This window comes from Pseudomonas sp. HMSC066A08, from assembly GCF_001813025.1.
Classification (GTDB): Bacteria; Pseudomonadota; Gammaproteobacteria; order Pseudomonadales; family Pseudomonadaceae; genus Pseudomonas; species Pseudomonas aeruginosa.
In genome coordinates, this window is record NZ_KV811287.1 from 18,387 (window position 1) to 43,951 (window position 25,565).

The 25,565-nt window shown below is 66.4% G+C and carries 25 protein-coding genes; 12 read left to right on the forward strand and 13 right to left on the reverse strand.

From position 1 onward, the window contains the following. Nucleotides 1-24 precede the first annotated feature (24 nt). A complete protein-coding gene (locus HMPREF2886_RS08785; RefSeq protein ID WP_070747158.1) occupies nucleotides 25-396 on the forward strand; it encodes a DUF4870 domain-containing protein in 372 nt (123 codons plus the stop codon). Between the two features lie 58 nt (nucleotides 397-454). On the opposite strand, the gene HMPREF2886_RS08790 is transcribed toward HMPREF2886_RS08785, so the two are convergent. Continuing rightward, the gene (locus HMPREF2886_RS08790; protein ID WP_003098313.1) at nucleotides 455-1,234 is read right to left on the reverse strand and encodes an exodeoxyribonuclease III; all 780 of its coding nucleotides are present in this window, start codon (nucleotides 1,232-1,234) and stop codon (nucleotides 455-457) included. Between the two features lie 80 nt (nucleotides 1,235-1,314). Here HMPREF2886_RS08790 and pyrE point away from each other — a divergent pair, with 80 nt between their 5' ends. Then, nucleotides 1,315-1,956, forward strand: a complete 642-nt coding sequence (gene pyrE, locus HMPREF2886_RS08795; RefSeq protein ID WP_003096586.1) for an orotate phosphoribosyltransferase — start codon at nucleotides 1,315-1,317, stop codon at nucleotides 1,954-1,956. 20 nt (nucleotides 1,957-1,976) lie between these two features. Beyond that, nucleotides 1,977-2,594 (forward strand): hypothetical protein, encoded by a 618-nt coding sequence (locus tag HMPREF2886_RS08800; RefSeq protein ID WP_033970065.1) that lies wholly within the window; start codon nucleotides 1,977-1,979, stop codon nucleotides 2,592-2,594. Here HMPREF2886_RS08800 and HMPREF2886_RS08805 read toward each other — a convergent pair. Continuing rightward, nucleotides 2,574-3,038, reverse strand: a complete 465-nt coding sequence (locus HMPREF2886_RS08805) for an acyl-CoA thioesterase (protein WP_003098308.1) — start codon at nucleotides 3,036-3,038, stop codon at nucleotides 2,574-2,576. The genes HMPREF2886_RS08800 and HMPREF2886_RS08805 overlap by 21 nt on opposite strands. A gap of 173 nt (nucleotides 3,039-3,211) precedes the next feature. Here HMPREF2886_RS08805 and HMPREF2886_RS08810 point away from each other — a divergent pair, with 173 nt between their 5' ends. The 3 genes from HMPREF2886_RS08810 to HMPREF2886_RS08820 all read left to right on the forward strand — a co-directional run bounded on the left by HMPREF2886_RS08810 (nucleotide 3,212) and on the right by HMPREF2886_RS08820 (nucleotide 6,298). Next, the gene (locus tag HMPREF2886_RS08810; RefSeq protein ID WP_033970064.1) at nucleotides 3,212-3,601 is read left to right on the forward strand and encodes a c-type cytochrome; all 390 of its coding nucleotides are present in this window, start codon (nucleotides 3,212-3,214) and stop codon (nucleotides 3,599-3,601) included. A gap of 77 nt (nucleotides 3,602-3,678) precedes the next feature. Further along, entirely contained in the window at nucleotides 3,679-5,007 is a 1,329-nt protein-coding gene (locus HMPREF2886_RS08815; protein WP_079387393.1) for a D-arabinono-1,4-lactone oxidase, read from the forward strand. 82 nt (nucleotides 5,008-5,089) lie between these two features. Continuing rightward, on the forward strand, nucleotides 5,090-6,298 hold the full coding sequence (locus tag HMPREF2886_RS08820) for a DSD1 family PLP-dependent enzyme (protein ID WP_003146627.1): 1,209 nt from the start codon (nucleotides 5,090-5,092) through the stop codon (nucleotides 6,296-6,298). Between the two features lie 70 nt (nucleotides 6,299-6,368). On the opposite strand, the gene HMPREF2886_RS08825 is transcribed toward HMPREF2886_RS08820, so the two are convergent. After that, the gene (locus HMPREF2886_RS08825; RefSeq protein WP_033970061.1) at nucleotides 6,369-7,319 is read right to left on the reverse strand and encodes a SphA family protein; all 951 of its coding nucleotides are present in this window, start codon (nucleotides 7,317-7,319) and stop codon (nucleotides 6,369-6,371) included. A 224-nt stretch (nucleotides 7,320-7,543) separates the two neighbouring features. Here HMPREF2886_RS08825 and sphR point away from each other — a divergent pair, with 224 nt between their 5' ends. Continuing rightward, entirely contained in the window at nucleotides 7,544-8,611 is a 1,068-nt protein-coding gene (gene sphR / locus HMPREF2886_RS08830) for an AraC family transcriptional regulator SphR (RefSeq protein ID WP_039028185.1), read from the forward strand. 44 nt (nucleotides 8,612-8,655) lie between these two features. On the opposite strand, the gene argB is transcribed toward sphR, so the two are convergent. The 4 genes from argB to coaBC are packed head-to-tail and all read right to left on the reverse strand — an operon-like array spanning nucleotide 8,656 to nucleotide 13,892. Further along, complete coding sequence (gene argB, locus HMPREF2886_RS08835) at nucleotides 8,656-9,561, reverse strand: acetylglutamate kinase (protein WP_003096572.1); 906 nt, start codon at nucleotides 9,559-9,561, stop codon at nucleotides 8,656-8,658. Nucleotides 9,562-9,577: 16 nt separating this feature from the next. Further along, complete coding sequence (locus HMPREF2886_RS08840; protein ID WP_070747160.1) at nucleotides 9,578-12,184, reverse strand: phosphomannomutase/phosphoglucomutase; 2,607 nt, start codon at nucleotides 12,182-12,184, stop codon at nucleotides 9,578-9,580. 36 nt (nucleotides 12,185-12,220) lie between these two features. Further along, nucleotides 12,221-12,676 (reverse strand): dUTP diphosphatase, encoded by a 456-nt coding sequence (dut, locus tag HMPREF2886_RS08845; RefSeq protein WP_019372296.1) that lies wholly within the window; start codon nucleotides 12,674-12,676, stop codon nucleotides 12,221-12,223. Nucleotides 12,677-12,683: 7 nt separating this feature from the next. Beyond that, a complete protein-coding gene (gene coaBC, locus HMPREF2886_RS08850) occupies nucleotides 12,684-13,892 on the reverse strand; it encodes a bifunctional phosphopantothenoylcysteine decarboxylase/phosphopantothenate--cysteine ligase CoaBC (protein ID WP_003098292.1) in 1,209 nt (402 codons plus the stop codon). A 139-nt stretch (nucleotides 13,893-14,031) separates the two neighbouring features. On the opposite strand from coaBC, the gene radC reads away from it, so the two are divergent. Then, nucleotides 14,032-14,706 carry a RadC family protein gene (radC, locus tag HMPREF2886_RS08855; RefSeq protein WP_003096559.1) on the forward strand — a complete coding sequence of 225 codons (675 nt, stop codon included), beginning with the start codon at nucleotides 14,032-14,034 and terminating at the stop codon, nucleotides 14,704-14,706. 16 nt (nucleotides 14,707-14,722) lie between these two features. On the opposite strand, the gene HMPREF2886_RS08860 is transcribed toward radC, so the two are convergent. Next, nucleotides 14,723-15,271 (reverse strand): hypothetical protein, encoded by a 549-nt coding sequence (locus HMPREF2886_RS08860; RefSeq protein WP_070747162.1) that lies wholly within the window; start codon nucleotides 15,269-15,271, stop codon nucleotides 14,723-14,725. A gap of 25 nt (nucleotides 15,272-15,296) precedes the next feature. Further along, a complete protein-coding gene (locus tag HMPREF2886_RS08865) occupies nucleotides 15,297-16,877 on the reverse strand; it encodes an ABC transporter substrate-binding protein (protein WP_070747164.1) in 1,581 nt (526 codons plus the stop codon). 355 nt (nucleotides 16,878-17,232) lie between these two features. Here HMPREF2886_RS08865 and rpmB point away from each other — a divergent pair, with 355 nt between their 5' ends. Together rpmB and rpmG are read left to right on the forward strand one after the other, a co-directional pair. Then, complete coding sequence (gene rpmB / locus HMPREF2886_RS08870; protein WP_003096556.1) at nucleotides 17,233-17,469, forward strand: 50S ribosomal protein L28; 237 nt, start codon at nucleotides 17,233-17,235, stop codon at nucleotides 17,467-17,469. 11 nt (nucleotides 17,470-17,480) lie between these two features. Next, nucleotides 17,481-17,636: a 50S ribosomal protein L33 gene (gene rpmG / locus HMPREF2886_RS08875; protein ID WP_003096555.1), complete on the forward strand. Its 156-nt coding sequence runs from the start codon at nucleotides 17,481-17,483 to the stop codon at nucleotides 17,634-17,636. Nucleotides 17,637-17,770: 134 nt separating this feature from the next. Here rpmG and HMPREF2886_RS08880 read toward each other — a convergent pair whose 3' ends face one another. Next, nucleotides 17,771-18,133: a cupin domain-containing protein gene (locus HMPREF2886_RS08880; RefSeq protein WP_003096551.1), complete on the reverse strand. Its 363-nt coding sequence runs from the start codon at nucleotides 18,131-18,133 to the stop codon at nucleotides 17,771-17,773. Nucleotides 18,134-18,197: 64 nt separating this feature from the next. Then, the gene (locus HMPREF2886_RS08885) at nucleotides 18,198-19,532 is read right to left on the reverse strand and encodes an omega-aminotransferase AptA (RefSeq protein WP_058017129.1); all 1,335 of its coding nucleotides are present in this window, start codon (nucleotides 19,530-19,532) and stop codon (nucleotides 18,198-18,200) included. Nucleotides 19,533-19,761: 229 nt separating this feature from the next. On the opposite strand from HMPREF2886_RS08885, the gene HMPREF2886_RS08890 reads away from it, so the two are divergent. Further along, nucleotides 19,762-21,255: an aldehyde dehydrogenase gene (locus HMPREF2886_RS08890; RefSeq protein WP_003098285.1), complete on the forward strand. Its 1,494-nt coding sequence runs from the start codon at nucleotides 19,762-19,764 to the stop codon at nucleotides 21,253-21,255. A gap of 146 nt (nucleotides 21,256-21,401) precedes the next feature. Further along, entirely contained in the window at nucleotides 21,402-22,565 is a 1,164-nt protein-coding gene (locus HMPREF2886_RS08895) for an MFS transporter (RefSeq protein ID WP_033978476.1), read from the forward strand. Nucleotides 22,566-22,568: 3 nt separating this feature from the next. Here the strand turns inward: HMPREF2886_RS08895 and HMPREF2886_RS08900 are convergent, their stop codons facing one another. Both HMPREF2886_RS08900 and HMPREF2886_RS08905 read right to left on the reverse strand, forming a co-directional pair. Then, a complete protein-coding gene (locus HMPREF2886_RS08900) occupies nucleotides 22,569-24,158 on the reverse strand; it encodes a phospholipase D family protein (protein WP_042168731.1) in 1,590 nt (529 codons plus the stop codon). Between the two features lie 85 nt (nucleotides 24,159-24,243). Continuing rightward, a complete protein-coding gene (locus HMPREF2886_RS08905; protein ID WP_033970053.1) occupies nucleotides 24,244-25,563 on the reverse strand; it encodes an NAD(P)/FAD-dependent oxidoreductase in 1,320 nt (439 codons plus the stop codon). Between the last annotated feature and the right edge of the window lie 2 nt (nucleotides 25,564-25,565).

Here is a 25,565-nt window from a genome sequence, read left to right on the forward strand (position 1 = left end):
GGGCCCCGGAGTAAGGAGCGCTACATGAACGATGTATCCGAAGAGGTCGCCGCGAACCCCGGCCAAGAAGCCCGGCAATGGGCGATGTTCTGCCATTTCGCGGCATTCATCGGCCTGGTGTTTCCCTTCGGCAGCCTGCTCGGGCCGCTGATCGTCTGGCAACTCAAGCGCGAGAGCGATCCGTTCGTCGACGCCCAGGGCAAGGAAGCGCTGAACTTCCAGATCACCGTGGCGCTGGCGATGTTCGTCAGCTTCCTGCTGATGCTGGTGGTGATCGGCTTCTTCCTGCTCGGCCTGGTCTGCCTGGCGGCGCTGGTGTTGACCATCATCGCCGGCATCAAGGCCAACGAAGGCAAGGCCTATCGCTATCCGTTCTGCCTGCGGCTGATCAAGTAGGCCGTACGGAAAATAGAAAAGCCGGCGCATGCGCCGGCTTTTTCGTGTCTGACAGGGCTCAGATGCTCAGCTGCCAGTCGTAGTCGACGATCAGCGGCGCATGCTGGGAGAAGCGCGGCTGGCGCGGCAGCTTGGCGTTGCGCACGAAGCGGCGCAGGCCGGGGGTCAGCACCTGGTAGTCGAAGCGCCAGCCGAGGTTGAGCATCTCGGCCTGTTCGCTGTCCGGCCACCAGCTGAACTGGTCGCCTTCGCGGCTGACTTCGCGCAGGGCGTCGGCATAGCCGAGGTTGCCGAACACTTCGTCCAGCCAGGCCCGTTCGGGCGCGAGGAAGCCCGGCATCTGCTGGCATTCGCGCCAGTTCTTCACGTCCATCTTCTGATGGGCGACGTACAGCGAGCCGCAGTAGATATATTCGCGGCGCTTGCGACGCTGCTTGCTCAAGTAATGGGTGAAGTCGTCCATGAACTTGAATTTCTGGTTCAAGCTCTCGTCTCCGCTCTGCCCGGAAGGCAGCAGCAGGGTGGCGATACTCACCTTGTCGAAGTCGGCTTGCAGGTAGCGCCCGTAACGATCGGCCGTTTCGAAACCTAAGCCGCTGATCACAGCTTTGGGCTGCAAACGGCTGTAGAGTGCGACACCGCCCTGTTCGGGTAGCTCGGCATCGCAGGCATAAAGGAAGTAGCCGTCCAGTTGGAAGGACGGGTCATCCAGATCGAAGGCGGAGGCTCGGGTGTCCTGCAAGCAGATCACGTCGGCATTCTGTGCTTGCAGCCAACTGAGCAAACCGCGCTCGGCCGCAGCCTGAATACCATTCACGTTCACACTGATGATCCGCATAAATGGCCCCCAAAATCACGTGCGTGTATGATACCCGAGCTCAAACGGTTTAGCTAAATTCATGCGGCTTGGTGTCATTCATGCAGGCGTATCAGCGCGATTTCATTCGTTTCGCCATCGAGCGCGGGGTTCTGCGCTTCGGTGAGTTCACCCTCAAGTCCGGGCGCACCAGCCCCTATTTCTTCAATGCCGGCCTGTTCGACAGCGGCCTGGCGCTGGCCCGCCTGGGACGCTTCTACGCCGAGGCGGTGATCGACAGCGGAATCGACTTCGACGTCCTGTTCGGCCCTGCCTACAAGGGCATTCCCCTGGCCGCCACCACCGCGGTGGCCCTCGCCGAGCAGCACCAGCGCGACCTGCCCTGGTGCTTCAACCGCAAGGAAGCCAAGGACCACGGCGAAGGCGGCACGCTGGTAGGCGCGCCGCTGAGCGGCCGTGTGCTTATCATCGACGACGTGATCACCGCCGGCACCGCGATCCGCGAAGTGATGCAGATCATCGACGCCCAGGGCGCCAGGGCGGCGGGCGTGCTGATCGCGCTGAACCGCCAGGAGCGCGGCAAGGGCGAGCTGTCGGCGATCCAGGAGGTCGAGCGCGACTTCGGCATGCCGGTGGTGAGCATCGTTTCCCTGGAGCAGGTGCTGGAATATCTTGCCGAAGATGCTGAACTGAAGAAGCATCTGCCGGCGGTAGAGGCCTATCGCGCCCAATACGGTATCTGAACCTTTCACAAGGGACTGGCATGCTCGGACAGGATGTAATGCGTTGCCTGATGGCCCTGGGGCTGGTGCTCCAGGGGCTTTCCTTCGGCGCCCAGGCGGCGCCGGGCGGAGCGGTGGAGCTGTACCGCTACGTCAACGACAAGGGCGTGGTGGTGCTCGACCGCCAGGGTGTGCCGCCGCAGTACATCGGCAAGGGCTACCAGGTCCTCAACGACCAGGGCCGGGTGATCCGCACCGTACCGCCGGCGCCGACCGCCGAGGAACTGCGGCAGCGCAAGGCGGCCCAGGCCCAGGCCAGCTCCGATGCGCAGCTGCTGCGCCTGTATTCCAGCCTCGAGGACGTCGATCGCGCTCGCGAACGGCGCCTGGCGGAACTGGACGGGCTGAGCAGCGTGGCGCGCGGCAACCTGCAGTCGCTCAAGCTGCAACAGGCCAACCTGCAAGGCCAGGCGGCCAACCAGGAGCGTGCCGGACGTCCGGTGGCGCAGGCGCTGGTGGATCAGCTGGACGATCTCAAGCAGGAGGAAAAGCGCCTGCAGGGCGAGATCGGGCGTTTCCAGAAGGCCCGCGAAGACGCGGAAAGAACCTATGCCGCCGACCGCGCGCGGCTCTCCCAGCTACTCGGCGTGAGTCCCTGATTCCACTGGCGACTGTCGCTCGAACGCCCTGATCTTCTCGCGCAGCCAGTCCGGCAGGGGCTGGCTCTGTCGCTCGTTCGCATCCGCATAGACGTAGACCAGCTCGCCGACGGTGAGCAACTGCTCGTCGCGCCAGATGCCCAGCTCGAAAACCAGGCTGCTGCGCCCCAGCCGCGCCACGCGGGTGCCGATGTCCAGCCAGTCGTCGAAATGCGCCGGGGCGCGGTATTCCAGGGTGCTCTTCACCGCGAACAGGTCGCCTCCGCCGCGCAGCAGGTCGGCCGGGTAGGACATGCCGAGCTGGCGGTAGTACTCGGTGGTGGCGACGTCGAGATAGGTCAGGTAGTTGCCGTTGAAGACGATGCCTTGCGGATCGACCTCCGCCCAGCGAACCCGCAGGGAATGGAAGAAGGTGTAGTTCTGGCGCTGTGCTGCGCTGCTCATGCCGGTTCCTCGACGCTGCTGCAGACATCGACTCTAGACCGCCATCGCGCGGTGCGAAAGGGCTGGCCGCAGAACCCCCCGTCGCTGGCCCGCATTGCCCTCATCCTCGGGGCGTCGCGGCCTTAGTGTTGTTCGACGAGAACGCACGCCGTGCGCAACGAGAGAGGAACACCATGTCGTCCACGCTCCGTCCCGGACCGGGCAACTCGCGCCTTTGCCGCCCGGGGTTGCTGTTTGCCCTGGGCCTGATGCTGGTGGCCTGCGGAGAATCCACGGAGCCGCCGGCGCGGGCCGCCGATTCCCAGCGTGTCCCTGCGGACCCTGCGTTGGCGCAGGTGTATTCCGCCAGTTGCAAGCTCTGTCACGCCAATCCCGCCTCCGGCGCACCGCTGACCGGCGATACCGCTGCCTGGGCGCCACGCCTGGCGCAGGGCATCGACACCCTGCTGGACCACAGCATCAACGGCTACAAGGGCATGCCGCCCATGGGCATGTGCATGCAGTGCTCGGAAGAACAGTTCCGGGCTTTGATCGATTTCATGTCCGCAGCGCAGGACCGATAGGGGATACCGGCATGCCAAGTCATCTGTCGCGACGCCAGCTCCTGCACCGGGCGGGAGCGCTCGGCGCGTTCGCCGCCATGGTAGGAAACCCCGCGCTGGCGGAGTTGCTCCGCGCACCGCGCCTGATCCCCTGGCGCAACTGGTCCGGCGCGCAAAGCTGCCTGCCCCTGGCGCGGGAGGCGCCGAAAGACCTCGACGAACTGGTCCGGGTCGTCCGCCAGGCACCCGGCAGGATCCGCCCGGTGGGTTCCGGCCATTCCTTCAGCGCGTTGGTCCCGACCGACGGCACCCTGCTCTCGCTCGCCTACTTCAGCGGCTTGCTCAGCCACGACAGCGCGACCCTCCAGGCCGAGTTCGGCGGCGGCACGCCGATGTCGCAGATGGGCGCTCCGCTCAAGGAGATCGGCCAGGCGCTGGTGAACATGGCCGATATCGATTACCAGACCCTGGCCGGCGCCATCGCTACTTCCACCCATGGCACCGGGGTCGGCTTCGGTTCCTATTCCGCCCAGGTCCGCGGTCTGCAACTGGTCACCGCGAGCGGCGAGGTGCTCGAGTGCGACGCCAAGCGCAACGCGGAGGTGTTCGATGCCGCGCGGGTCTCGCTGGGGGCGCTGGGCGTCGTGACCCGGGTGCGCCTGCAGAACCGCGCGGCCTACCGCCTGCGTGAACGGCAGTGGATCGCCCGGACCGAGGAGTTGCTGGAAGACGTGGAGAAGAACACGCGCGAGAACCAGCACTGGGAGATGCTGGTGGTGACCCACTCCGACTACGCCCTGTCGATCGCCCTCAACGAGACCGACGAGCCGAAGACCCCGCCCCTGGACCCGGCGAAGGAAGGCGGCAACGAGTTCGTCGGCCTGATCGAAGGTCTCGACAAGTACCTCAGCGACTTCCCGGAGACCCGCCGCACCCTGCTCAACAGCCTGCGCCACTTCGCCCGCTTCGACGAGCGGGTCGACGATTCCTATGCGGTCTACGCCAACGTGCGCAACGTGCGCTTCAACGAGATGGAGTATTCGGTCCCCGCCGAGCATGGCCCCGCCTGCCTGCGGGAGATCCTCGCGCTGATCCGCGACAAGGACCTGCGCACCTGGTTTCCCATCGAGTACCGCTACGTGAAGGCCGACGATATTCCCCTGAGCATGTTCGAGGGCCGCGACAGTTGTTCCATTTCCGTGCATCAGCACTACAGCATGGACCACCACAACTTCTTCGCCGCGGTGGAACCGATCTTCTGGAAATACGCCGGGCGGCCGCACTGGGGCAAGCTGCATGGCCTCAACGCGCACCAGTTGCAGGGGCTCTATCCGCGCTGGAAGGCGTTCGCCGAGGTGCGCCAGGCGCTGGATCCCCGCGGGCGGTTCCTCAATGCGCACCTCTCTTCCATCCTGGGCGTGACCTGAAAGGAGCGACGCCGTGAATCGACGCAAGTTCATGTTCGCCGGCCTCGGGGCCGGCGCGCTGCTGGCGGGAACTGCCGCCTGGATGCGTCCCGCCGACCGTGGCGGGCCGTACGACGACTATTTCCGCGCGCTGAACCGCGAACTCAAGGCCAATGGCCCGATGTGCCCGGTGCTGCTCATCGACCTCGATCGCCTGGACCACAACATCGATGTGGTGATGCGTTCGGTCCGCCGCGGCGGCAAGCATCTGCGGCTGGTGGAGAAATCGCTGCCTTCGCCCGGCCTGCTGGCGTACATCGCCAGGCGCGCCGGCACCCGGCGGCTGATGTCCTTCCACCAACCGTTCCTCAACCACGACGCGGTCGCTTTTGCGGATGCCGACATCCTCCTCGGCAAGCCGTTGCCGGTGCGTTCGGCGGAACTGTTCTACCGCGAGCACAAGGGTGCGTTCGACCCGGCGCGGCAGCTGCAATGGCTGATCGATACGCCGCAGCGCTTGCGTCAGTACCTGGCGCTGGCCCAGGGGCTGGGTACCCGGATGCGCGTCAACATCGAACTGGACGTCGGCCTGCATCGCGGCGGGGTGGCCGACCAGGCCGCGCTGGGCGAATTGCTGGCGCTGATCGCGGCGCATCCGCAGTACCTGGAGTTCGCTGGCTTCATGGGCTACGACCCCTTCGTCGGAATGGGGGTGCCGGGCATCCTCGGTTCGCCCGAGGAGCTGTTCGCCAAGGTCATGGCGCTCTACCAGGGACATGTCGACTTCGCCCGCCAGCGCTTCGCCGCGCTGTGGACACCACAGCTGACCCTGAATACCGCCGGCAGCCCCAGCTATCGCATGCACGAGAAGGAAACGCTGAGCAGCGAGGTCTCGGTGGGCACCGCCATGCTCAAGCCGAGCCACTACGACCTGGCGTCCCTGGCCGAGCACGTGCCGGCCGTCTACATCGCCACGCCGGTACTCAAGAGCACCGGCGCGGTGCAGATCCCCGCGCTGGACGGCAAGTCCCGGCTGTTTTCCTGGTGGGACCCCAACCAGCGCGGCACCTTCTTCATCTACGGCGGCAACTGGATGGCCGACTTCGCCTCGCCCGAGGGACTGCGCAGCAACGGCATCTACGGGCGCAGCTCGAACCAGGAAATGGTCAACGGCTCGCCTTCGGTGGGCCTGGAGGTGGACGACCAGGTCTTCCTGCGGCCGACCCAGAGCGAGTCGGTGCTGCTGCAATTCGGCGACCTGCTGGCGCTGCGCGGCGGGCGGATCGTCGAGCGCTGGCCGGTTTACGCCTAGGACGCCTGGCGCTTTTCCTCGTCGATGGCGGCAGCCTGCGGATACCGGGCTGCCGCTTCGTTCCGATGCCTCAGAGTTCGAACGGAATGGTCAGCTTGGCCCAGAGCATGTCGCCTTCGGGGCGGTTCTCCACGTCGAACTCCTTGGCCCAGCGGATCTCCGCGCTGGCGTACTTGAGGAAAGTCAGGTGCACGGCCGGGCCGATGGCGAAGACCTGGCCGCGTACGCCGTCGTCGACTTCCTCGCCGAAACCGAACACCCGTACGGTCTCGCCGTTCTGTTTGTCGTCGGTGGTCTGCTTGAGGTAGTAGCCGTTCAGGCCGAGGCGCAGGTTGTCGGTCACCCGGTAGCTGGCCGAATAGTCGAAATGGAAGATCTGCCCCGAGCGATAGTCGGTGTCGTGGTTTTCCATGTTGAAGCTGTAGGTGGCCTTCAGCGACAGCTCGGTGCGTTCGCTGGGCAGCCAGGTGAAGGAGAACAGCGGCTTGTAGGTGTAGAAGTTGTTGCTGGTGTTGGCCAGCCGCTCGGCATCGTACTTGCCGGTGGGCACGGTGATTTCCACGGCGGCGGCCAGGGTCAGGTCCTTGCCCATGTCCCAGAGGATGATCGGCGCGAAGGTGGTGTCGCCCATGCTTTCCCGTTCGTCGCTCAGGCCGAACGCGGCCACCCGTTGGCGGAGATAGGGCTGGGCGATGTAGCCGCCCAGGCGCCCGCCGAAGATCCGCAGCGGGCTCAGGTAGTCCAGGCGAGGGATGATCGCATCCGAGCTGATCTTCACGTCGGACACCTTGCCGCCGAAGGAGCTGATGTTCAGCTTCCTGGCTTCGTAGTGGTTGTAGTAGACGTTGAAGGCGAACATGTGGTCGGGGAGGTTGTCGACGTCCAGTGGCAGGGTGAAGAAACCGTCGGTTCCTGGACCAATGTTGTCCACGCCGCCTTCGCTGGCGTGGGTGCAGCAGCTGAAGGCGAGGGTGACGCAAGCGGCCAGGCGCAGGGGTCTGTGGGGGCGGATCGGGTTCATGGGCGGGCTCTTATTATTGTTGGCGTGGCTCGGGGCACGGCATAGGAATAAGCCCTAACGGCAGGCCGAGGCAGGGCATTGACGGTCAGCGAGGGGGGGATTTGCGGACACTGCGCAATGCTTTGTTACATCTGCGCGGAACGCTATATGATGGGACGCTCATCCCATGTCGCGATCCACCGCCAGAACAAGAACGAAGCCGAGACCGGCTCAGGATTTCGCCCATGCACAATGCCGCCGATGCGCGCTACGAACTCGCCCAGGTATCCACCTTCCTGCTGCAGACGCTGGCCGAGGTGGTCGAAGGCCATGGCGTCGATCCCGCGCGGCTGTGCCGGGGCCTGGGCTTCACCGTCGAAGACCTGCAGGACCCTACCCAGCGCATCTCCTACCGCCAGGCCGTGAGCATGATCCAGCGTGCCCTCCAGGCCCTGCCGGAGCGGGGGCTGGGGCTGTGGGTCGGACACCAGAACGTGCTCGGCACCCTTGGCCTGCTGGGCCATGTGCTGTCGTTGTGCCGGACCCTGCGCGACGCGTTCGACATCGGCGTGCGCTACCAGCACAGCTCGGGCGGGATCGTCACCTCCAGCGTCTACCAGCAGGGCGAAACCTTCTTCGTCGAGGTCGAATGCCACCTGCCCAGCAGCGAGGTGCAGGTGTTCGCCATCGAGGAGTTCTTCGCCAGCCTGCTGGTGTATGGGCGTGCCCTGGTCAGCCCGGCGTTCGAACCGCTGGGCATCGAACTCATCCATGCCGCTCCGCCCTACGCGGGCGAATACCTGCGTCTGCTGGGGCCCCAGGTACGCTTCGGCTGCCTGCACAACCGCATGGCGATCGCCAGCCACTGGCTGGACATGCGCCTGCCCAACCACAACCTGCTGGCGTTGCGCCAGGCGCTTGCCCTGCTGGAGCAGGAAAGCACCCAGGTGCACCGGAAACTCGACCTGGTCCAGGCGGTGGAACGGGCCATCGCCCGCGACCTCAGCCTGGGCAGCCAGATAGAAAGGATTTCCGCCGAACTGAACATGAGCAGCCGCACCCTGCGGCGCCGGCTGGCCGAACACGGGCTGACCTTCGAGGCGTTGCTGGAGCAGGTGCGGCGAGGGCGGGCGATGAGCCTGCTGGGCAACCCCGGGATGTCCATCGAACGTATCACCGAGGAAGTGGGATATCGTGATATCCGCAGTTTCAGACGCGCATTCAAGCGCTGGACGGGAGTGAGCCCGGCGACCTTCCGTAGCGAGGGCACGAGCCCGCTGGACCAGGTCTTCACGCTGGCCGCGCGACGCTAATGGGGGAACCGCCATGGCGCGCCGGAGCGCGCCGTGGCGGGCGATCAGTGACGCTTGCGGTTGCTGATCAGGGTGCCGACGCCGCTGTCGGTGAAGATTTCCAGCAGTACGGCATTCGGCACCCGGCCATCGATGATGTGCGCGCTGGTCACGCCGCCCTGCACCGCTTCCAGGGCGCAGCGGATCTTCGGCAGCATGCCGCCGTAGATGGTGCCGTCGGCGATCAGCTCGTTGACCTGTTCGGTGGACAGCCCGGTCAGCACCTGGCCCTGCTTGTCCATCAGGCCGGCGATGTTGGTCAGCAGCATCAGTTTCTCGGCCTTCAGCGCTTCCGCCACCTTGCCGGCCACCAGGTCGGCGTTGATGTTGTAGGACTCGCCGTTGCTGCCCACGCCGATCGGCGCGATCACCGGAATGAAGTCGCCCTTGACCAGCATGTTCAGCAGCCCGACGTTGACCCCGGTGACTTCGCCCACATGGCCGATGTCGATGATCTCCGGCTTGGTCATCTCCGGGGTCTGGCGGGTCACGGTGAGCTTCTTCGCGCGGATCAGCTCGGCGTCCTTGCCGGTCAGGCCGATGGCGCTGCCGCCGTGGCGGTTGATCAGGTTGACGATGTCCTTGTTCACCTGGCCGCCGAGGACCATCTCCACCACGTCCATGGTCGCCGCGTCGGTGACGCGCATGCCGTCGATGAAGTGGCTCTCGATCGACAGGCGCTTGAGCAGGTCGCCGATCTGCGGGCCGCCGCCATGCACCACCACCGGGTTGATGCCGACCGCTTTCATCAGCACCACGTCGCGGGCGAAGCCGGCCTTCAGCTCCTCGCTCTCCATGGCGTTGCCGCCGTACTTGATCACCAGCGTCTTGCCGACGAAGCGGCGGATGTAGGGCAGGGCCTCGGAAAGGACCTTGGCAACCTGGGCGGCGTCATCGCGACTCAGGGTCATGGGGAGCTCCGACATGTCAGAAGGGCACGGGCAGCGAGGAATCCACTGCCTTCAGTTGGTTACGGAAGACGGTCTTGATGCGCTCCAGCTCTTCCTCGGTGTCCGCTTCGAAGCGCAGGACCAGCACGGGCGTGGTGTTGGAGGCGCGTACCAGGCCCCAGCCTTTGGGGTAGTCGACCCGCACGCCGTCGAGGGTGGTGATGTTGCCTTCGCCCCATTGGGCGTCGCGTTGCAGCGCCTCGATGATGGCGAACTTGCTGTCCTCGGTGACGGTGATGTTGATTTCCGGGGTGGAAATGTCGCTCGGGAAGGCCGAGAACACGTGCTCGCTGTCGCGCTGGTCCTGGCTGAGGATTTCCAGCAGGCGGGCGGCGCTGTAGATGCCATCGTCGAAGCCGAACCAGCGCTCCTTGAAGAACACGTGGCCGCTCATCTCGCCAGCCAGCAGGGCGCCGGTTTCCTTCATCTTCTTCTTGATCAGCGAGTGGCCGGTCTTCCACATCACCGGACGGCCGCCGTAGCCGCTGATCAGGGCGATCAGGCGGCGGGTGCACTTGACGTCGAAGATGATGTCGGCCCCCGGGTTGCGCGAGACCACGTCCTTGGCGAACAGCATCAGCAGACGGTCCGGATAGATGATGGTACCGGTATTGGTGACCACGCCGACGCGATCGCCGTCGCCGTCGAAGGCCAGGCCCAGGTCGGCGTTCTCGGCCTTGACCTTGGCGATCAGGTCCTTCAGGTTCTCCGGCTTGCCCGGGTCCGGATGGTGGTTCGGGAAGTTGCCGTCGACCTCGCAGTACAGCGGGATCACGCTGCAGCCCAGGGCCTCGATCAGCTGCGGGGCGATCACCCCGGCCACGCCGTTGCCGCAGTCGACCACCACCTTCATCGGCTTGGCCATGGCGATGTCGTCGCGGATCTGCTTGAAGTAGCGCGGCAGGATGTCGACCTGCTCTACGCTGCCGACGCCGGATGCCAGGTCGTTTTTCTCGATGCGCTCGCGCAGGGCCTGGATCTGCTCGTTGGCCAGGGTCTCGCCGGCGACCACGATCTTGAAGCCGTTGTAGTCCGGCGGGTTGTGGCTGCCGGTCAGCATCACCCCGGACTTGCCCTCGAGCACGTTGGCCGCGTAGTACAGCACCGGGGTAGGCACCATGCCCACGTCGCTGACCTGGCAACCGCAGTCCACCAGGCCCTGGATCAGCTGCTTGACCAGCTCGGGACCGGACAGGCGGCCATCGCGGCCGACAGCGACGCACGGTTCGCCGCGGGCGAGGCTTTCCGAGCCGATGGCGCGACCGATCCAGTAGGCGGTCTCGGCGGTGAGGGTGTCGCCTACCACGCCGCGGATGTCGTAGGCGCGGAAGATGCTGGCGGGCAGCGTCGGTGCTTTTGCAGTGCTCATGATGGGGGTTTGCTCCAATCCCAGGAGGTCCTGGTCTTCATCGAGAATGTCGATATCCAGAATGTCGGTGTTCTGGAACAACGGATCTGCCAATGCCGGCTCCTCGCGAGGAGGCGCTTTCGCCACCGCCACCGGCGCCACTGGCGCTGCCTTGGCAGGGCTGGGCGCGCCGGTCGGCTCCGGCTTGCGCCGCGGCTGGCGGGCCAATGCCTGGATCAGCGGGGCGAAGCCCGGCAGGCTAGGCACAGGGGGTTTGGCAGTGCGTTGCCCGCCGAGTTCCTGAAGATACTGACCGAGGGTCAGGACATCCTGATGCAGGCGGCGCAACAGCGACGAACGGGTGAGGTAGGCGCCGAGGATGCCGCCGAGCAGGGCCAGCAGCGCCGCGAGTGCCAGCAGCAGCGGCGAGGCCTGGGTCGAGGCGATGCTGCCGGGCGTGTAGTTCAGTTTCCAGTTCGGATTGCCGCTGTCCAACGCTTGCGCACCCTTGCCCGGCGCCGGCGTACCGCGTTGCAGCAGCACCTGGGCCGGTGCGCCGGAGAACTGCTGGACCAGTTGCACCTGGCCGGCATCGCCCGGCAAGGGCGGCAGGGCGCGCAGCAGCCGTTGCAGGTCGACCGCCAGCAGCAGCGTGCCTTGCAGGCTCTGGTCGGCGCCGCGCACCGGCGCGGCGCTGTACAGCAGCCAGCGCTGGCCGACCTTGTAGGCTTCGGCGGCGACGTTCTGGCCACTTTCCACCCGGTGCAGGATATCCAGGGCGGCGAAGCTGACCGGGCCGGGGCTGTCGTTGTCCTGGGCGGCCTGGCCGGGCGCGTTCAGGTGGGCATCGACCACGCCGTCCCAGGCCAGCAGGCTGCGCTGGGCGGCCTCGACACGGGCGGCGTCGCCGCTTTGCAGGGCTTCGAGGGCGAGGGGGCTGGCCGCGGCGGCGCGGGTATCGGCAGCGAGTTGCTGCAAGGCCTGGCGCAAGGCACCGGCCTGGCCTTCGGCCCAGGCCGCGTCCAACTGGCGCTGCTGCGCCTCGCCGGCACCGCCGAAGACGCCGAACCAGAGCAGGGCGCCGGCGGCCGCCACGCCCAGCAGGCTGGCGCCTATGCCGGGCAGCAGGTCCTTGCGGTCAGCGCGTTCGGACGTTGCCTTGAGCGGCTTCTTTTCCGGTTCGAGCAGATCGCCCAACTCGTTTCCATCCTTGGCGGTGCGCTGGAAAAGCTTCATGCCGCGTCTCCTCGGCGTCTCGTCCTGTGTTCGGGGTCAGTGGCTGCCGGAATGGCCGAAGCCGCCGGCGCCGCGCTGGCTTTCGTCGAACTGCTCGACCAGCTCGAAATGCGCCTGCACCACCGGCACCAGTACCAACTGCGCGATGCGCTCGCCGACGGCGATGGTGAACGGCGACTCGCCGCGGTTCCAGCAGGACACCATCAGCTCGCCCTGGTAGTCCGAGTCGATCAGGCCGACCAGGTTGCCCAGCACGATACCGTGCTTGTGGCCCAGGCCGGAGCGCGGCAGGACCAGGGCGGCGAGGCCGGGATCGGCGATGTAGATGGACAGGCCGGTGGGAATCAGCAGGGTCTGGCCCGGGCCGAGGACGCTGTCTTCCTTGAGCATGGCGCGCAGGTCCAGGCCGGCCGAGCCCGGCGTGGCGTACTGCGGGAGCGGGAAGTCGGAGCCCAGGCGGGGGTCGAGGATCTTGGCTTGGAGAGAGTGCATCAGTAACTCATTGCTGGTTGAGGCGGTCGGCGATGAAGGCGATCAACTGGCGAGCGATCTTGCCCTTGCTGGTCTGGGCGAAGGTGCTCGGATGCAGGTCGCGGTCGATCACCGTGATCGCGTTCTCGTCGCTGTTGAAGCCGATCGAGGGGTTGGCCACGTCGTTGGCGACGATCAGGTCGAGGTTCTTGTCCTTCAGCTTGCGTGCAGCATAGTCCAGCAGGTTTTCGGTTTCTGCGGCGAAGCCCACGCTGAAGGGACGGTCCTCGCGCTGTGCGAGGGTGGCGAGAATGTCGGGATTGCGCACCAGCTGCAAGAGCAAGCCCTCGCCGCTGGTAGGGTCTTTCTTCAGTTTGTGCGCGGCGACCACTTCCGGGCGGTAGTCGGCGACCGCCGCGGAGGCGATCAGCAGGTCGCAGGGCATCGCCGCCTCGCAGGCGGCCAGCATGTCGCGGGCGCTGACCACGTCGACGCGCTGCACCCGGTCGGGCGTCGGCAGGTGCACCGGGCCGGTGACCAGGGTCACCCGTGCGCCGGCTTCCACCGCCGCCTCGGCGAGGGCGAAGCCCATCTTTCCGGAACTGTGGTTGGTGATGTAGCGCACCGGGTCGATGTTTTCCTGGGTCGGGCCGGCGGTGATCAGCACATGCACGCCGGTCAGCGCCTGGCGCTGGAAGCAGTCGGCGGCGCGCTGCGCCAGTTCCTCGGCTTCGAGCATGCGCCCGAGGCCGACGTCGCCGCAGGCCTGGCTGCCCGCTGCCGGACCGAACAGGTGGAAGCCGCGCTGGCGCAGCAGCTCGGCGTTGGCCTGGGTCGCGGTGTCGCGCCACATGGCCTGGTTCATCGCCGGTGCCAGGGCGATTTGCGCGTCGGTGGCCAGCACCAGGGTGGTCAGCAGGTCGTTGGCCACGCCCTGGACCAGGCGCGCCATGAGGTCGGCGGTGGCCGGTGCGATCAGCACCAGATCGGCCCAGCGGGCCAGTTCGATGTGGCCCATCGCGGCTTCCGCCGCTGGGTCCAGCAGATCGGTGTGCACCGGATGGCCGGACAACGCCTGGAGGGTCAGGGGGGTGATGAACTCGCGGCCGCCCTGGGTCATCACCACTCGGACTTCAGCGCCCTGGTCGCGCAGGCGGCGGACCAGTTCGGCGCTCTTGTAGGCGGCAATGCCGCCGCCCACGCCGAGGACGATGCGTTTCCGATAGAGCCGCTGCATAGGCTTGCCTTAATAAGGAAATGGATGACATGCGCTTCGGCAAACGCGCCTCCCCAGGTCGTCTGCCGCGCAAAAAGGATGGGCTAAGATAGCACAGCGTCCGCACGGGAACAGCGGGCGGGCTCGATGGGGAAAGCGAATGAGCATCCGCGATTGGCCCGAAGCCGAACGGCCTCGGGAGAAGCTTCTGGAGCAGGGCGCGGCGGCCCTTTCCGATGCCGAGCTGTTGGCGATCTTCCTGCGCACCGGAGTGACCGGTTGCAGTGCGGTCGAGCTGTCGCGGCGGCTGTTGAGCGAGTTCGGCGGGCTGCGTGCCCTGCTCGAGGCGGACCTCGCCTCGTTCTGCGGCCATCTCGGGCTCGGCGTGGCCAAGTATGCGCAATTGCAGGCCGTGCTGGAGATGGGCCGGCGCCACCTGGCCGAGCGCCTGCGTCGCGATTCGATACTGGAGAGCCCGCAGGCGGTGCGCGACTATCTCAAGGCGCGCCTGCGCCACGAGCAGCACGAGGTGTTCGCCTGCCTGTTCCTCGACACGAGGCACCGGGTCCTGGCGTTCGAGGTGCTGTTCCAGGGCAGCATCGACGGCGCCAGCGTCTACCCGCGCCAGGTGGTCAAGCGCACCCTGGCGCACAACGCGGCGGCGCTGATCCTGACCCATAACCACCCTTCCGGCGACGCCCGTCCGAGTCTCGCCGACCGCCAGCTCACCGCGCGCCTCAAGGAAGCCCTGGCGCTCATCGACGTGCGGGTGCTCGACCACTTCATCATCGGCGATGGCGAGCCGCTGTCGCTGGCCGAATACGGTTGGCTGTGAGCGTTCGGCGAAGGGCTCAGCCCAGGCGCCGCTCGATGCCCGCCAGCAGGCGCCGGCGGATCAGCCCGCTGACCGGGCGGATCGCCCACCAGTAGGGGGTGAAGCGCAGGCGGCTGGCGCGATCGGGGCAGAACACCCGGGTTTCTGTGTGCAGCAGGGTAGCGCCGGCGCTGGGTGTGCAACGGAAACCCAGCACCAGCTTGGCCACTCCGGGCTGGTCGTAGCGGCGGAAATGTTCGCCGTCCGCGATGCGCTCCAGCGCGAAGTCGGCGCGCCAGAAGCGACCTACCAGTCCGTAGGCGATGGCCTGGTCGGCGTGGCGCTCCAGGCGGGTGAACTCATGCAGGCCGAAGCGTGGGCGGCCGGCCAGGTCGTTGCGCCGGCCCAGCAGGCCGGCCAGCCTTCCCGGAGCTTCGCGCAGGACGAGGAGGGCGCGCACCAGCGGGTCGTCGAAGCGCAGCAGGTCTTCCACCGCGTCGAGCAGCGCGGCGGCCGGCGCGTCGATCAGCCGCTGGTGGTGTTCGCTGAACTGCCAATGCGGCAGGTAGAGACGGTCGAGATCCATCGCTGCGTTCTCCCGGGCGTGGCCTTCAGCGTTTCACGGCGACCCGCGAGAAATCCTGGCGACCGAACGGATTGACCTGGTAGCCCTGCACCTCCTGGCGGGTCAGGGCGAAGGCGGTCGGGTGGGCCAGGGGCAGCCAGAGCGCCTGTTCGTGGATCAGTTTCTGCGCCTGGTGGTACAGGCCAGTGCGTTGTTCCTGGCTGCTGGCGGCCTTGCCGTCGGCAATCAGCTTATCCAGGCCGGGATCGCAATAGCGTGCGAAGTTGAGCCCCGACTTGACGCTGGCGCAGCTGAATTGCGGGGTGAGGAAGTTATCCGGATCGCCGTTGTCGCCGGCCCAGCCCATGAACAGCAGGTCGTGTTCGCCGTTCTTGGCGCGACGGATCAGTTCGCCCCATTCGATGACGCGGATGTTGGCCTTGATCCCGGCCTCCGCCAGGTCGGCCTGGAGCAGTTGGGCGCCGAGGCTCGGGTTGGGGTTGAGCAGGCTGCCGGAAGGGCGGGTCCAGATGTTCAGCTCGGGAAGCTGCTTGCCGGCCAGCAGCTTGCGCGCCTGTTCGGGGTCGTGCGGGTAGGCGGGAATATCCCTGGCATAGCTCCAGGTGTTCGGCGGATAGATGCCGGTGGCGGCACTGGCGCTGCCTTCGAATACCGCCTGCAGGTAGCTGGTGCGGTCGAAGGCCAGGTTGATCGCCTGGCGCACCTTGGGATCGTCCAGCGGCGGATGCTGGGTATTGAGGGCGACGAAGGCGGTCATGAAGGCGGGCGTCTGCTCGACCTTCAGGCTGGCGTCCTTGCGCGCGCTCTCCACGTCCAGCGGCTTCGGCGACAGGGCGATCTGGCATTCGCCGCGGCGCAACTTCTGCAGGCGCACGTTGGCGTCCGGGGTGATGGCGAAGATCAGCGCGTCGACCGCCGGCTTGCCGGCGAAGTACTCGGGGTTGGCGGCGTAGCGCACCACCGCGTCCTTCTGGAAGCGCTTGAACACGAACGGGCCGCTGCCGATCGGCTCGGCGTTGAGCTTTTCCGGGGTTCCGGCCTTCATCAACTGGTCGGCGTATTCCTCCGAATAGATGGAGGCGAAGCCCATGCTCAGCATCGGCAGGAAGGTCGCGTCGGGGTGGTCGAGAACGAACAGCACCTGGTGGTCGCCGCTTTTCTCCACCCGCTCGATCAGTTCCGGCAGTTGCATCGACTGGGCGTGCGGGAAGCCGTTCTGCGCCACCTTGTGCCAGGGATTGGCCGGATCGAGCATGCGCTGGAAGCTGAACACCACGTCGTCGGCGTCGAGAGTACGGCTCGGCTTGAAGTAGGCGGTACTGTGGAAGTGCACGCCCTGGCGCAGGTCGAAGCGATAGCTCAGGCCGTCGTCGGACACCGACCAGCGCTCGGCCAGCGAGGGCACCACCGCCCCCTTGCCGGCGTCGAACTCGACCAGGCGGTTCATCAGCACATCGGCCGAGGCGTTGGTGGTGGTCAGAGAGTTGTACTGGACCACGTCGAAGCCCTCGGGACTGGCTTCGGTGCACACGCTCAAGGCGGCAGCGGCGGCGGGCTGGGCGAGCAGCAGGGGGGCGAGGAACAGGGAGAAAGCGGCGAGGCGCATGACGGGCTCCATTCGAACGGTTAACATGCCCATCCGCAGCGGTTGGGCGCAGTCATGCAAGGCCGTTGGCGACCTTGAATCGCTACCCTAGACCATGCGGCGGGCAGCGACAACGAGGCAAGGCGACGAACGGCCGCGGTGCGAAGCCCGCAGCGAGGCGGGCCGCGGCTGCGCCATGGGTCTTCGCCCTTGCGGCGCGGGGCGCCTTTCTGATATAAAGCTGCGCTCTTTTCTGGGGCCACGCTCTCCTTCGTCGGGATGCAGCGGGTAAGACCCCGGTGAAACTGAGTATCGAACTTGAGTTAAAGCAGCCAACCCATGCCGGGTTGGGCATGAGGTTATAGAGGGCTGAGGCATGTCTAGAGTCTGTCAAGTAACCGGTAAGGGTCCGGTTACCGGGAATAACATTTCCCACGCACACAACAAAACCCGCCGCCGTTTCCTGCCGAACCTGCAGCACCACCGTTTCTGGGTCGAGTCCGAGAAGCGCTTCGTACGTCTGCGCGTTTCCGCCAAGGGCATGCGTATCATCGACAAGCGTGGCATCGAGGCCGTCCTGGCTGACCTGCGTGCCCGCGGCGAAAAATTCTAAGGAGCTGAATCATGCGTGAATTGATTCGTCTGGTGTCCAGCGCCGGTACCGGCCACTTCTACACCACCGACAAGAACAAGCGTACCAAGCCTGAGAAGATCGAGATCAAGAAGTACGATCCGGTCGTTCGTCAGCACGTGATCTACAAGGAAGCCAAGATCAAGTAATTGATCCGGCACCTTGCGAAAAGCCCGCCACCTGGCGGGCTTTTTCATTTCCGGCGTACGAACCCCGGGCCGCGCACAAAAAAGCCCGCCAGGTGGCGGGCAAGGGTAACAAGCATTCTGGATGAAGCCGGGGCTCAGGCCTTGGCTTCGAAGATCACATAGACCTTGCGACAGGCTTCGAGCACTTCCCAGGTGCCCTGGAAGCCGGCAGGGATCACGAAGCGGTCGCCGGCGCGCACGGTCTTGGCGTTGCCGTGCCGGTCGCGCAGCACCGAGACGCCCTGGATGATCTCGCAGTACTCGTGTTCGGTGTAGTTCACCGTCCACTGGCCCACGGCGCCTTCCCAGATACCGGCGTTGAACTGCCCGCAGGGGCTGCCGTAGTGGTTGCGCACGCTCTGTTTCGGGTCGCCCTTGAGGATTTTCTCCGGCGCCGGGCTGTAGTGCTCCGGGGCGCTGTTGGCCTGGGCGAAGTCGACGATCTGTTCGATGTTCATGCTGACTCTCGGTTCTTGTGGTTCTGGCCAGTTGGGGGCAGGGCGGCGCCAGCCGCCCGCTGGATCAGACGCTGGCGCGGATGGCCTGGGCCAGGCGCTCGACGATCTGGTCGATGTGGGGCTTGTCGATGATCAGCGGCGGCGACATGGCGATGATGTCGCCGGTCACCCGGACCATCAGGTCGTGCTCCCAGAAGCAGCGCTCGAAGACGTCGTAGCCGCGCTTGCCGGGGCCGTCCGCGTGCGGCGCCAGTTGCACGCCGCCGACCAGGCCGACGGCGCGGATGTCGACCACGTTGGGCAGGTCGCGCAGGCTGAACAGCGCGTCCTGCCAGTAGCCTTCCAGTTCGACGGCCCGCTGGAACAGGTCGTCGCGACGGTAGATGTCCAGGGTCGCCAGGGCGGCGGCGCAGGCTACCGGGTGGCCGGAATAGGTATAGCCGTGGAAGAACTCGATGGCGCCCTGCGGGCCTTGCATGAAGGCAGCGTGGATCTTCTCGTCGACGAATACGGCGCCCATCGGGATGCTGCCGTTGGTCAGCCCCTTGGCGCAGGTCAGCAGGTCCGGGACGACGCCCCAGCGCTGCGCGGCGAAGGCTTCGCCGACGCGGCCGAAACCGGTGATCACTTCGTCGAAGATCAGCAGGATGCCATGCTTGCGGGTGATCTCGCGCAGCCGCTGAAGGTAGCCCTTGGGTGGCAGCACCACGCCGGCCGAGCCGGACATCGGCTCGACGATCACCGCGGCGATATTCTCGGCGCCGTGCAGGGTCACCAGGCGTTCCAGCTCCTCGGCCTTTTCCACGCCATGCTCGGGCAGGCCGACGGTGAAGGCGTTGCTGGCGACGTCCAGGGTGTGCGGCAGGTGGTCGACCCCCGGCAGCAGGTTGGCGGAGAAGGCCTTGCGGTTGTTGACCATGCCGCCTACCGACAGGCCGCCGAAGCCGACTCCGTGGTAGCCCAGTTCGCGGCCGATCAGGCGGGTGCGGGTGCCCTGGCCGATGGCGCGCTGGTAGGCAAGGGCGATCTTCAGAGCGGTGTCCGCCGATTCCGAGCCGGAGTTGGTGAAGAATACTTTGTTCAGGCCCGCCGGGGCGATTTCCGCCAGCCGTGCGGCGAGTTCGAACGGCAGCGGGTGACCCATCTGGAACGGCGGGGCGTAGTCGAGGGTGGCGATCTGCCGGGCCACCGCTTCGCTGATCTCGCGCCGGCCGTGGCCGGCATTGCAGCACCAGAGGCCGGCGGTGCCGTCGAGGATGCGGCGCCCGCCCTGGGCGATATAGTGGATGCCTTCGGCGCTTTCCAGCAGGCGCGGCCGCGCCTTGAACTGGCGGTTGGCGGTGAAGGGCATCCAGAAGTTGTCGAGGCTGCTCGACTGCGGCTCGTTATTCATTGTCATAGGGCCACCCAGGTTGCACGCGAGGGATGAAGACGCTAGTCCGAGCGAGTCTATGTTTAAAATAATGAACGTGACAAGGGAGTTAGAGGCGTTCCTGTCAAATATATTGAAAACAGGCGCTGCTCTGGTTTAGGGTGGCGGACACCACGGGCCGCGCGCCCGCCTTGCAGAATCTGACAGCGCGCCTGTCTCCCAGGCGCCCAGAACACCAATAAGAGGACACGTTGTCATGACCACCCTGACCCGCGCCGACTGGGAAGCCCGCGCCAAAGACCTGAAGATCGAAGGCCGTGCCTTCGTCAACGGCGAATACAGCAACGCCGCCTCCGGCGAGACCTTCGATTGCCTCAGCCCGGTGGATGGCCGCTTCCTGGCCAAGGTCGCCAGTTGCGACCTGGCCGATGCCGAGCAGGCGGTCAAGGTCGCCCGCAATGCCTTCGATTCCGGCGCCTGGTCGCGCCTGGCGCCGGCCAAGCGCAAACAGACGATGATCCGCTTCGCCGATCTGCTGCTGGAGAACGCCGAGGAACTGGCCCTGCTGGAAACCCTGGACATGGGCAAGCCGATCAGCGACTCGCTGCACATCGACGTCGCCAGCGCTGCCAACAGCCTGCGCTGGAGCGCCGAGGCGATCGACAAGATCTATGACGAAGTCGCCGCCACTCCCCATGCCGAACTGGGCCTGGTGACCCGCGAGCCGGTCGGCGTGGTCGCCGCCATCGTGCCGTGGAACTTCCCGCTGCTGATGTCCTGCTGGAAACTCGGTCCGGCCCTGGCCACCGGCAACTCGGTGATCCTCAAGCCCTCCGAGAAGTCGCCGCTGACCGCCATCCGCATCGCCCAGCTGGCCGTCGAGGCCGGCATTCCGAAAGGCGTGTTCAACGTGCTGCCGGGCTACGGTCACACCGTGGGCAAGGCGCTGGCACTGCACATGGATGTCGACACTCTGGTGTTCACCGGTTCGACCAAGATCGCCAAGCAACTGATGGTCTATGCCGGCGAGTCGAACATGAAGCGCGTCTGGCTGGAGGCCGGCGGCAAGAGCCCGAACATCGTCTTCGCCGACGCTCCGGACCTGAAGGCCGCCGCCGAGGCCGCTGCTGGCGCCATCGCCTTCAACCAGGGCGAAGTCTGCACCGCCGGTTCGCGCCTGCTGGTGGAGCGCTCCATCAAGGACAAGTTCCTGCCCCTGGTGATCGAGGCCCTCAAGGGTTGGAAGCCGGGCAACCCGCTGGATCCGGAAACCAACGTCGGCGCGCTGGTGGACACCCAGCAGATGAACACCGTGCTGTCCTACATCGAGGCCGGTCACAACGACGGCGCCAAGCTGGTTGCCGGCGGCAAGCGGACTCTTGAAGAAACCGGTGGCACCTACGTCGAGCCGACCATCTTCGACGGCGTGACCAATGCGATGAAGATCGCCCGCGAGGAAATCTTCGGCCCGGTGCTCTCGGTGATCGAGTTCGAGGATGCCGAGGAAGCCGTGCGCATCGCCAACGACACGCCCTACGGGCTGGCGGCGGCGGTCTGGACCAGCAACCTGTCCAAGGCGCACCTGACTGCCAAGGCCCTGCGCGCCGGCAGCGTCTGGGTCAACCAGTACGACGGCGGCGACATGACCGCTCCGTTCGGCGGCTTCAAGCAGTCGGGCAACGGTCGCGACAAGTCGCTGCACGCCTTCGACAAGTACACCGAGCTGAAGGCGACCTGGATCAAGCTCTGATCGCCTAGGTCGGCCCTTCCGGGCCGGCTCTCTCGAGCCACACCCGCGGCCGGGTTTCCTTCTGGAAGCCCGGCCGCTGTGCTTCGTGCGCCGGATATATCCGCTCGCCCCGGCAAGGCTTCCGGGGTGCCAACGGGAGAATCGCAATGCGTTGGGGAAGCTATTTCGCCGTCTGTTCCGCAGTCATCAGCATCGGCCTCGCCCTTGGCCTGACCATGCCGCTGGTCTCGTTGCGCCTGGAGAGCTGGGGTTACGGCAGTTTCGCCATCGGCGTGATGGCCAGCACGCCGGCAGTGGGCGTGCTGCTCGGCGCGATGATCGCCGGGCGCCTCGCCGCGCGCGTCGGCACGCCGCGGCTGATGCAGTTGTGCCTGCTCACCGGGGCAGCCTCCGTCGGCCTGCTGGCGCTGCTGCAGAGCTACCCGGTATGGCTGTTGCTGCGCCTGCTGATCGGCGTGCAGCTCACCGTGGTGTTCATCCTCGGGGAAAGCTGGATCAACCAGTTGGCAGTGGAGAAGTGGCGTGGCCGGCTGGTCGCGCTGTACGGCACCGGCTACGCCCTCAGCCAACTGTCCGGGCCGGTACTGCTGACCTTCATCGGTACCGCCGACGACCGTGGCTTCTGGTTCGGCGTCTGCCTGCTGATTGCTGGCTCGTTGCTGCTGCTGGGCCGCAGCGGTGCGCCCAAGGTCGATCCGCACAGCGCCTCCGGGCGCGGTTTGTGGGCCTTCTGCCGGGGCCTGCCGGCGATCGCCTGGGCGGTGGTGCTGTTCGCTGCCTTCGAGGCGATGATCCTCACCCTGCTGCCGGTCTACGGGTTGCGCCAGGGCTTTCCGCAAGCGGTGGCGCTGGCCATGGTCAGTACCGTGGTGGTGGGCGATGCATTGCTGCAGCTGCCGATCGGCTGGCTCGCCGACCGGGTCTCGCGCAGCGGCCTGTTCGGCGGCTGCGGCCTGGTGCTGCTGCTGAGCAGCCTGGCGATTCCCCTGCTGCTGCAGACGCCGTTGATCTGGCCGCTGCTGGTGCTGTTCGGGGCCAGCGCCGGCGGGTTGTTCACCCTGGCGCTGATCCTGATCGGTGAGCGCTACCGAGACGATGCCCTGGTCCGGGCCAATGCCCATGTCGCGCAGCTATGGGGAATCGGCTGCCTGCTCGGCCCGCTGGCCACCGGCGCCGCCAGCCAGTGGATCAGCGGTCACGCCCTGCCGTTGATGATGGCGCTCGGAGCGGCGGGCTTCGTGGTGCTGGTGCGGCTGCGCGGGGCGACTCCGGCGGACGACGAGGCGACCGGCCTAGAAGCCTCCGAGTGACCCTCAGAGCATCTTTTCCAGTCCGATCAATCCCGCGACCCAGGCGTTCAGGCGTCGCCACAGGCTGCCCGGCTCGTGGCGCAGGACCTGGGTCCGGCCGTCGCGTTCGTCGATCCAGACCAGTCTCGGCCGGCTCCCGCTGCGGTCGATGCGAACCTGGTAGCTGACGCTCGGCGCCATGCCCTCCAGCGCCAGTTGGCGGACCTGCTCGGCCAGCAGCGGACTGTCGACGATGACCCCGACTTCGGTGTTCCACAGGATCGAGCGCGGATCGAAGTTGAACGAACCGATGAATACCTTGCGCCGGTCGAAGACCATCGCCTTGCTGTGCAGGCTGGCGCTGCTCGATCCGTGCAGGCGCCAGGGTGCGCCGCTCAGCGGCTGGTCGGGATTGGCGCGCAGCTCGTAGAGCTTCACGCCATGTTCCAGCAGCGCCATCCGATAGGGTGCGTAGCCGGCATGCACGGCGGGCACGTCGGTGGCTTCCAGGGAATTGGTCAGCAGGCGCACGCGGACGCCGCTGTCGGCCTTGCCGGTGAGGTAGTTGAGACCGTCCTTGGCCGGGACGAAATACGCCGAGACCAGGATCAGTTCCTTCTGCACGCCCTTGAACAGGCCCGCCAGGTGCGGACTGAGCAGCAGGTGCGGGTCGGGTTCGCCGCGGCTCAATACCTTCAGCGGGGCATCCCAGATCGCCTCGGCGCGTGCCCAGGTGAGATTCTCCAGCCAGTTGCCCAGGCGTGGCTGGTCGCCGCGGTCGAACAGGTGGCGGATGTAGCCTGACTCCTTCACCGATTCCTTGCGCAGGTAGCGCTGCAACTTGCGTCGGGCCGAGTCCAGCTCGCCGGGATAGGGCGCGCGCCAGAGGAAGTCTTCGATCGGCCGGCTGATGGCGCTGTTCCAGTACTGGTCGAAGCTGTGCGAGAGCTGGTTGGCGATGGGGCCGACGCCGAGCAGGTCGAGGTCGGTGAAGTTCATCTCCGGCTTGGCGTTGAAATACTCGTCGCCGAGGTTGCGTCCGCCGACTATGGCCGCCGTGCCGTCGGCCAGCCACAGCTTGTTGTGCATGCGCCGGTGCTGCTGGGACAGGTTGAACAGGCGGCCGACGCCTCGCGTGATGCCGGTGGCGCGGCCCAGGTGCAACGGGTTGAACAGGCGCACCTGGATGTTCGGATGGGCGGAGAGCACACCGATCTCGTAGTCCCAGCCATCGCTGGCGGTGTCGTCGATGAGGATGCGTACCCGCACGCCACGGTCGGCTGCCTTGAGCAACTCGTAGGCGAGGGCGCGCGTGGTCAGTCCGTCGTGGACGATGTAGTACTGGATGTCGAGGCTGCGCTGGGCTGCGCGAATCAGCGCCGCGCGGGCGACGAAGGCATCTTCGCTGGCGCCCAGCAGGTGGAAGCCGGACTGGCCGGGGTGGTCGCGTCCCAGGACTTCGGCCTGCCTGGCCAGCCAGGTACCCTCGGCGGGCAGTGCCGACGACGGTTGCGGCGGAGGAGTGCTGGCGCAGCCGGAGAGGGCCAGGAGGGCCAGCAGGAGGAATCGGCGAAGCAAGGATATCTCCCGTGGAAACTCGAACGACCGGCTCATCCCGGTCGTGCGAATTCTAGGAGTTTTCCTCGGAAGAGCGATGCCCCGCCTGATTTTTTCAGAATCCAGCGAGCCTCGGATGGGCTCAGCTACCGAGTTTTTCCTTCAGCCGGTACCAGGCCATGCCCAGCGCCAGCAGTGGCGAGCGCAGCAGCTTGCCGCCGGGGAAGGTGATGTGCGGCACCTTGGCGAACAGGTCGAAGCCGTCGCTCTGCTGGCCGCCGATGGCTTCGGCGAGCAACTGCCCGGCGAGGTGCGTGGCGTTCACCCCGTGTCCGGAATAGGCCTGGGCGAAGTACACGTTGGGCTGCCCTGGCAGGCGGCCGATCTGTGGCAGGCGATTGGCGCCGATGCCGATCATGCCGCCCCATTGGTAGTCGATGCGGACGTTCGCCAGTTGCGGGAATACCTCCAGCATCTTCGGCCGCATGTAGGCGGCGATGTCGCTGGGGTCGCGGCCGGAATAATGGCAGGCGCCACCGAACAGCAGGCGGTTGTCGGCGGAGAGCCGGTAGTAGTCGAGGGCCACGCGCTGGTCGCACACCGCCATGTTCTGCGGCAGCAGTTGGTGGGCCAGTTGCTCGTCCAGCGGTTCGGTGGCGATCACGTAGCTGCCGGCCGGCAGTACCTTGCCGCCGAGCAGCGGGTTGAGGTCGTTCATGTAGGCGTTGCAGCCCAGCACCAGGGTCTTCGCCCGCACCTTGCCGGCGGCGGTATGCACCTGGACTTCCGTGCCGTAGTCGATCCGCGTCACCGGCGAGCGCTCGAACAGGCGGACGCCCAGCGACTGGGCAGCGGCGGCTTCGCCGAGGACCAGGTTGAGCGGATGCAGATGGCCGGAGCCCATGTCCACCAGGCCGCCGACGTAGCGATCGGAGCCGACCACGCTGCGCATCTCCGCGGCCGGCACCAGGCGCATCTCGTGGCGATAGCCGAGGGCCTGGAGTTCCTCCATGTCTTCGCGGAAGCCCTGGTAGTCGCCGGGCTTGTTCGCCAGGTCGCAGTAGCCCCAGCGCAGATCGCAGTCGATGGCGTACTGCTCGACCCGGCGACGGACGATCTCCACCGCCTCCAGTCCCATCAGCTTGAGGGCCTTCACGCCGTCGGCGCCGATAACCGGAAGGAACTGCTCGACGTCATGGCCGACGCCACGGATCAACTGGCCGCCATTGCGTCCACTGGCGCCCCAGCCGATCCGGTACGCTTCCAGCAGGACCACGGAGAAGCCGCGCTGGGCCAGTTCCAACGCCGTGTTCACTCCCGAGAAGCCGCCGCCGACGACGCACACGTCGGCCTGCTCTTCGCCGGCCAGGGGCGGGCACTCGATGCGTCGGTTGAGCGTGGCGGCGTAGTAGGAGGGGGCGTGTTGGGCGGTATGCACCGGCTGGTGAACGCGGGCGTTCATGT

Coding starts and splice junctions, on each gene's coding strand:
- HMPREF2886_RS08785 (WP_070747158.1), top strand. CDS start 25: ATGAACGATGTATCCGAAGAGGTCGCCGCGAACCCCGGCCAAGAAGCC.
- HMPREF2886_RS08790 (WP_003098313.1), bottom strand. CDS start 1,234: ATGCGGATCATCAGTGTGAACGTGAATGGTATTCAGGCTGCGGCCGAG.
- pyrE (WP_003096586.1), top strand. CDS start 1,315: ATGCAGGCGTATCAGCGCGATTTCATTCGTTTCGCCATCGAGCGCGGG.
- HMPREF2886_RS08800 (WP_033970065.1), top strand. CDS start 1,977: ATGCTCGGACAGGATGTAATGCGTTGCCTGATGGCCCTGGGGCTGGTG.
- HMPREF2886_RS08805 (WP_003098308.1), bottom strand. CDS start 3,038: ATGAGCAGCGCAGCACAGCGCCAGAACTACACCTTCTTCCATTCCCTG.
- HMPREF2886_RS08810 (WP_033970064.1), top strand. CDS start 3,212: ATGTCGTCCACGCTCCGTCCCGGACCGGGCAACTCGCGCCTTTGCCGC.
- HMPREF2886_RS08815 (WP_079387393.1), top strand. CDS start 3,679: ATGGTAGGAAACCCCGCGCTGGCGGAGTTGCTCCGCGCACCGCGCCTG.
- HMPREF2886_RS08820 (WP_003146627.1), top strand. CDS start 5,090: ATGCGTCCCGCCGACCGTGGCGGGCCGTACGACGACTATTTCCGCGCG.
- HMPREF2886_RS08825 (WP_033970061.1), bottom strand. CDS start 7,319: ATGAACCCGATCCGCCCCCACAGACCCCTGCGCCTGGCCGCTTGCGTC.
- sphR (WP_039028185.1), top strand. CDS start 7,544: ATGCACAATGCCGCCGATGCGCGCTACGAACTCGCCCAGGTATCCACC.
- argB (WP_003096572.1), bottom strand. CDS start 9,561: ATGACCCTGAGTCGCGATGACGCCGCCCAGGTTGCCAAGGTCCTTTCC.
- HMPREF2886_RS08840 (WP_070747160.1), bottom strand. CDS start 12,184: ATGAAGCTTTTCCAGCGCACCGCCAAGGATGGAAACGAGTTGGGCGAT.
- dut (WP_019372296.1), bottom strand. CDS start 12,676: ATGCACTCTCTCCAAGCCAAGATCCTCGACCCCCGCCTGGGCTCCGAC.
- coaBC (WP_003098292.1), bottom strand. CDS start 13,892: ATGCAGCGGCTCTATCGGAAACGCATCGTCCTCGGCGTGGGCGGCGGC.
- radC (WP_003096559.1), top strand. CDS start 14,032: ATGAGCATCCGCGATTGGCCCGAAGCCGAACGGCCTCGGGAGAAGCTT.
- HMPREF2886_RS08860 (WP_070747162.1), bottom strand. CDS start 15,271: ATGGATCTCGACCGTCTCTACCTGCCGCATTGGCAGTTCAGCGAACAC.
- HMPREF2886_RS08865 (WP_070747164.1), bottom strand. CDS start 16,877: ATGCGCCTCGCCGCTTTCTCCCTGTTCCTCGCCCCCCTGCTGCTCGCC.
- rpmB (WP_003096556.1), top strand. CDS start 17,233: ATGTCTAGAGTCTGTCAAGTAACCGGTAAGGGTCCGGTTACCGGGAAT.
- rpmG (WP_003096555.1), top strand. CDS start 17,481: ATGCGTGAATTGATTCGTCTGGTGTCCAGCGCCGGTACCGGCCACTTC.
- HMPREF2886_RS08880 (WP_003096551.1), bottom strand. CDS start 18,133: ATGAACATCGAACAGATCGTCGACTTCGCCCAGGCCAACAGCGCCCCG.
- HMPREF2886_RS08885 (WP_058017129.1), bottom strand. CDS start 19,532: ATGACAATGAATAACGAGCCGCAGTCGAGCAGCCTCGACAACTTCTGG.
- HMPREF2886_RS08890 (WP_003098285.1), top strand. CDS start 19,762: ATGACCACCCTGACCCGCGCCGACTGGGAAGCCCGCGCCAAAGACCTG.
- HMPREF2886_RS08895 (WP_033978476.1), top strand. CDS start 21,402: ATGCGTTGGGGAAGCTATTTCGCCGTCTGTTCCGCAGTCATCAGCATC.
- HMPREF2886_RS08900 (WP_042168731.1), bottom strand. CDS start 24,158: ATGAGCCGGTCGTTCGAGTTTCCACGGGAGATATCCTTGCTTCGCCGA.
- HMPREF2886_RS08905 (WP_033970053.1), bottom strand. CDS start 25,563: ATGAACGCCCGCGTTCACCAGCCGGTGCATACCGCCCAACACGCCCCC.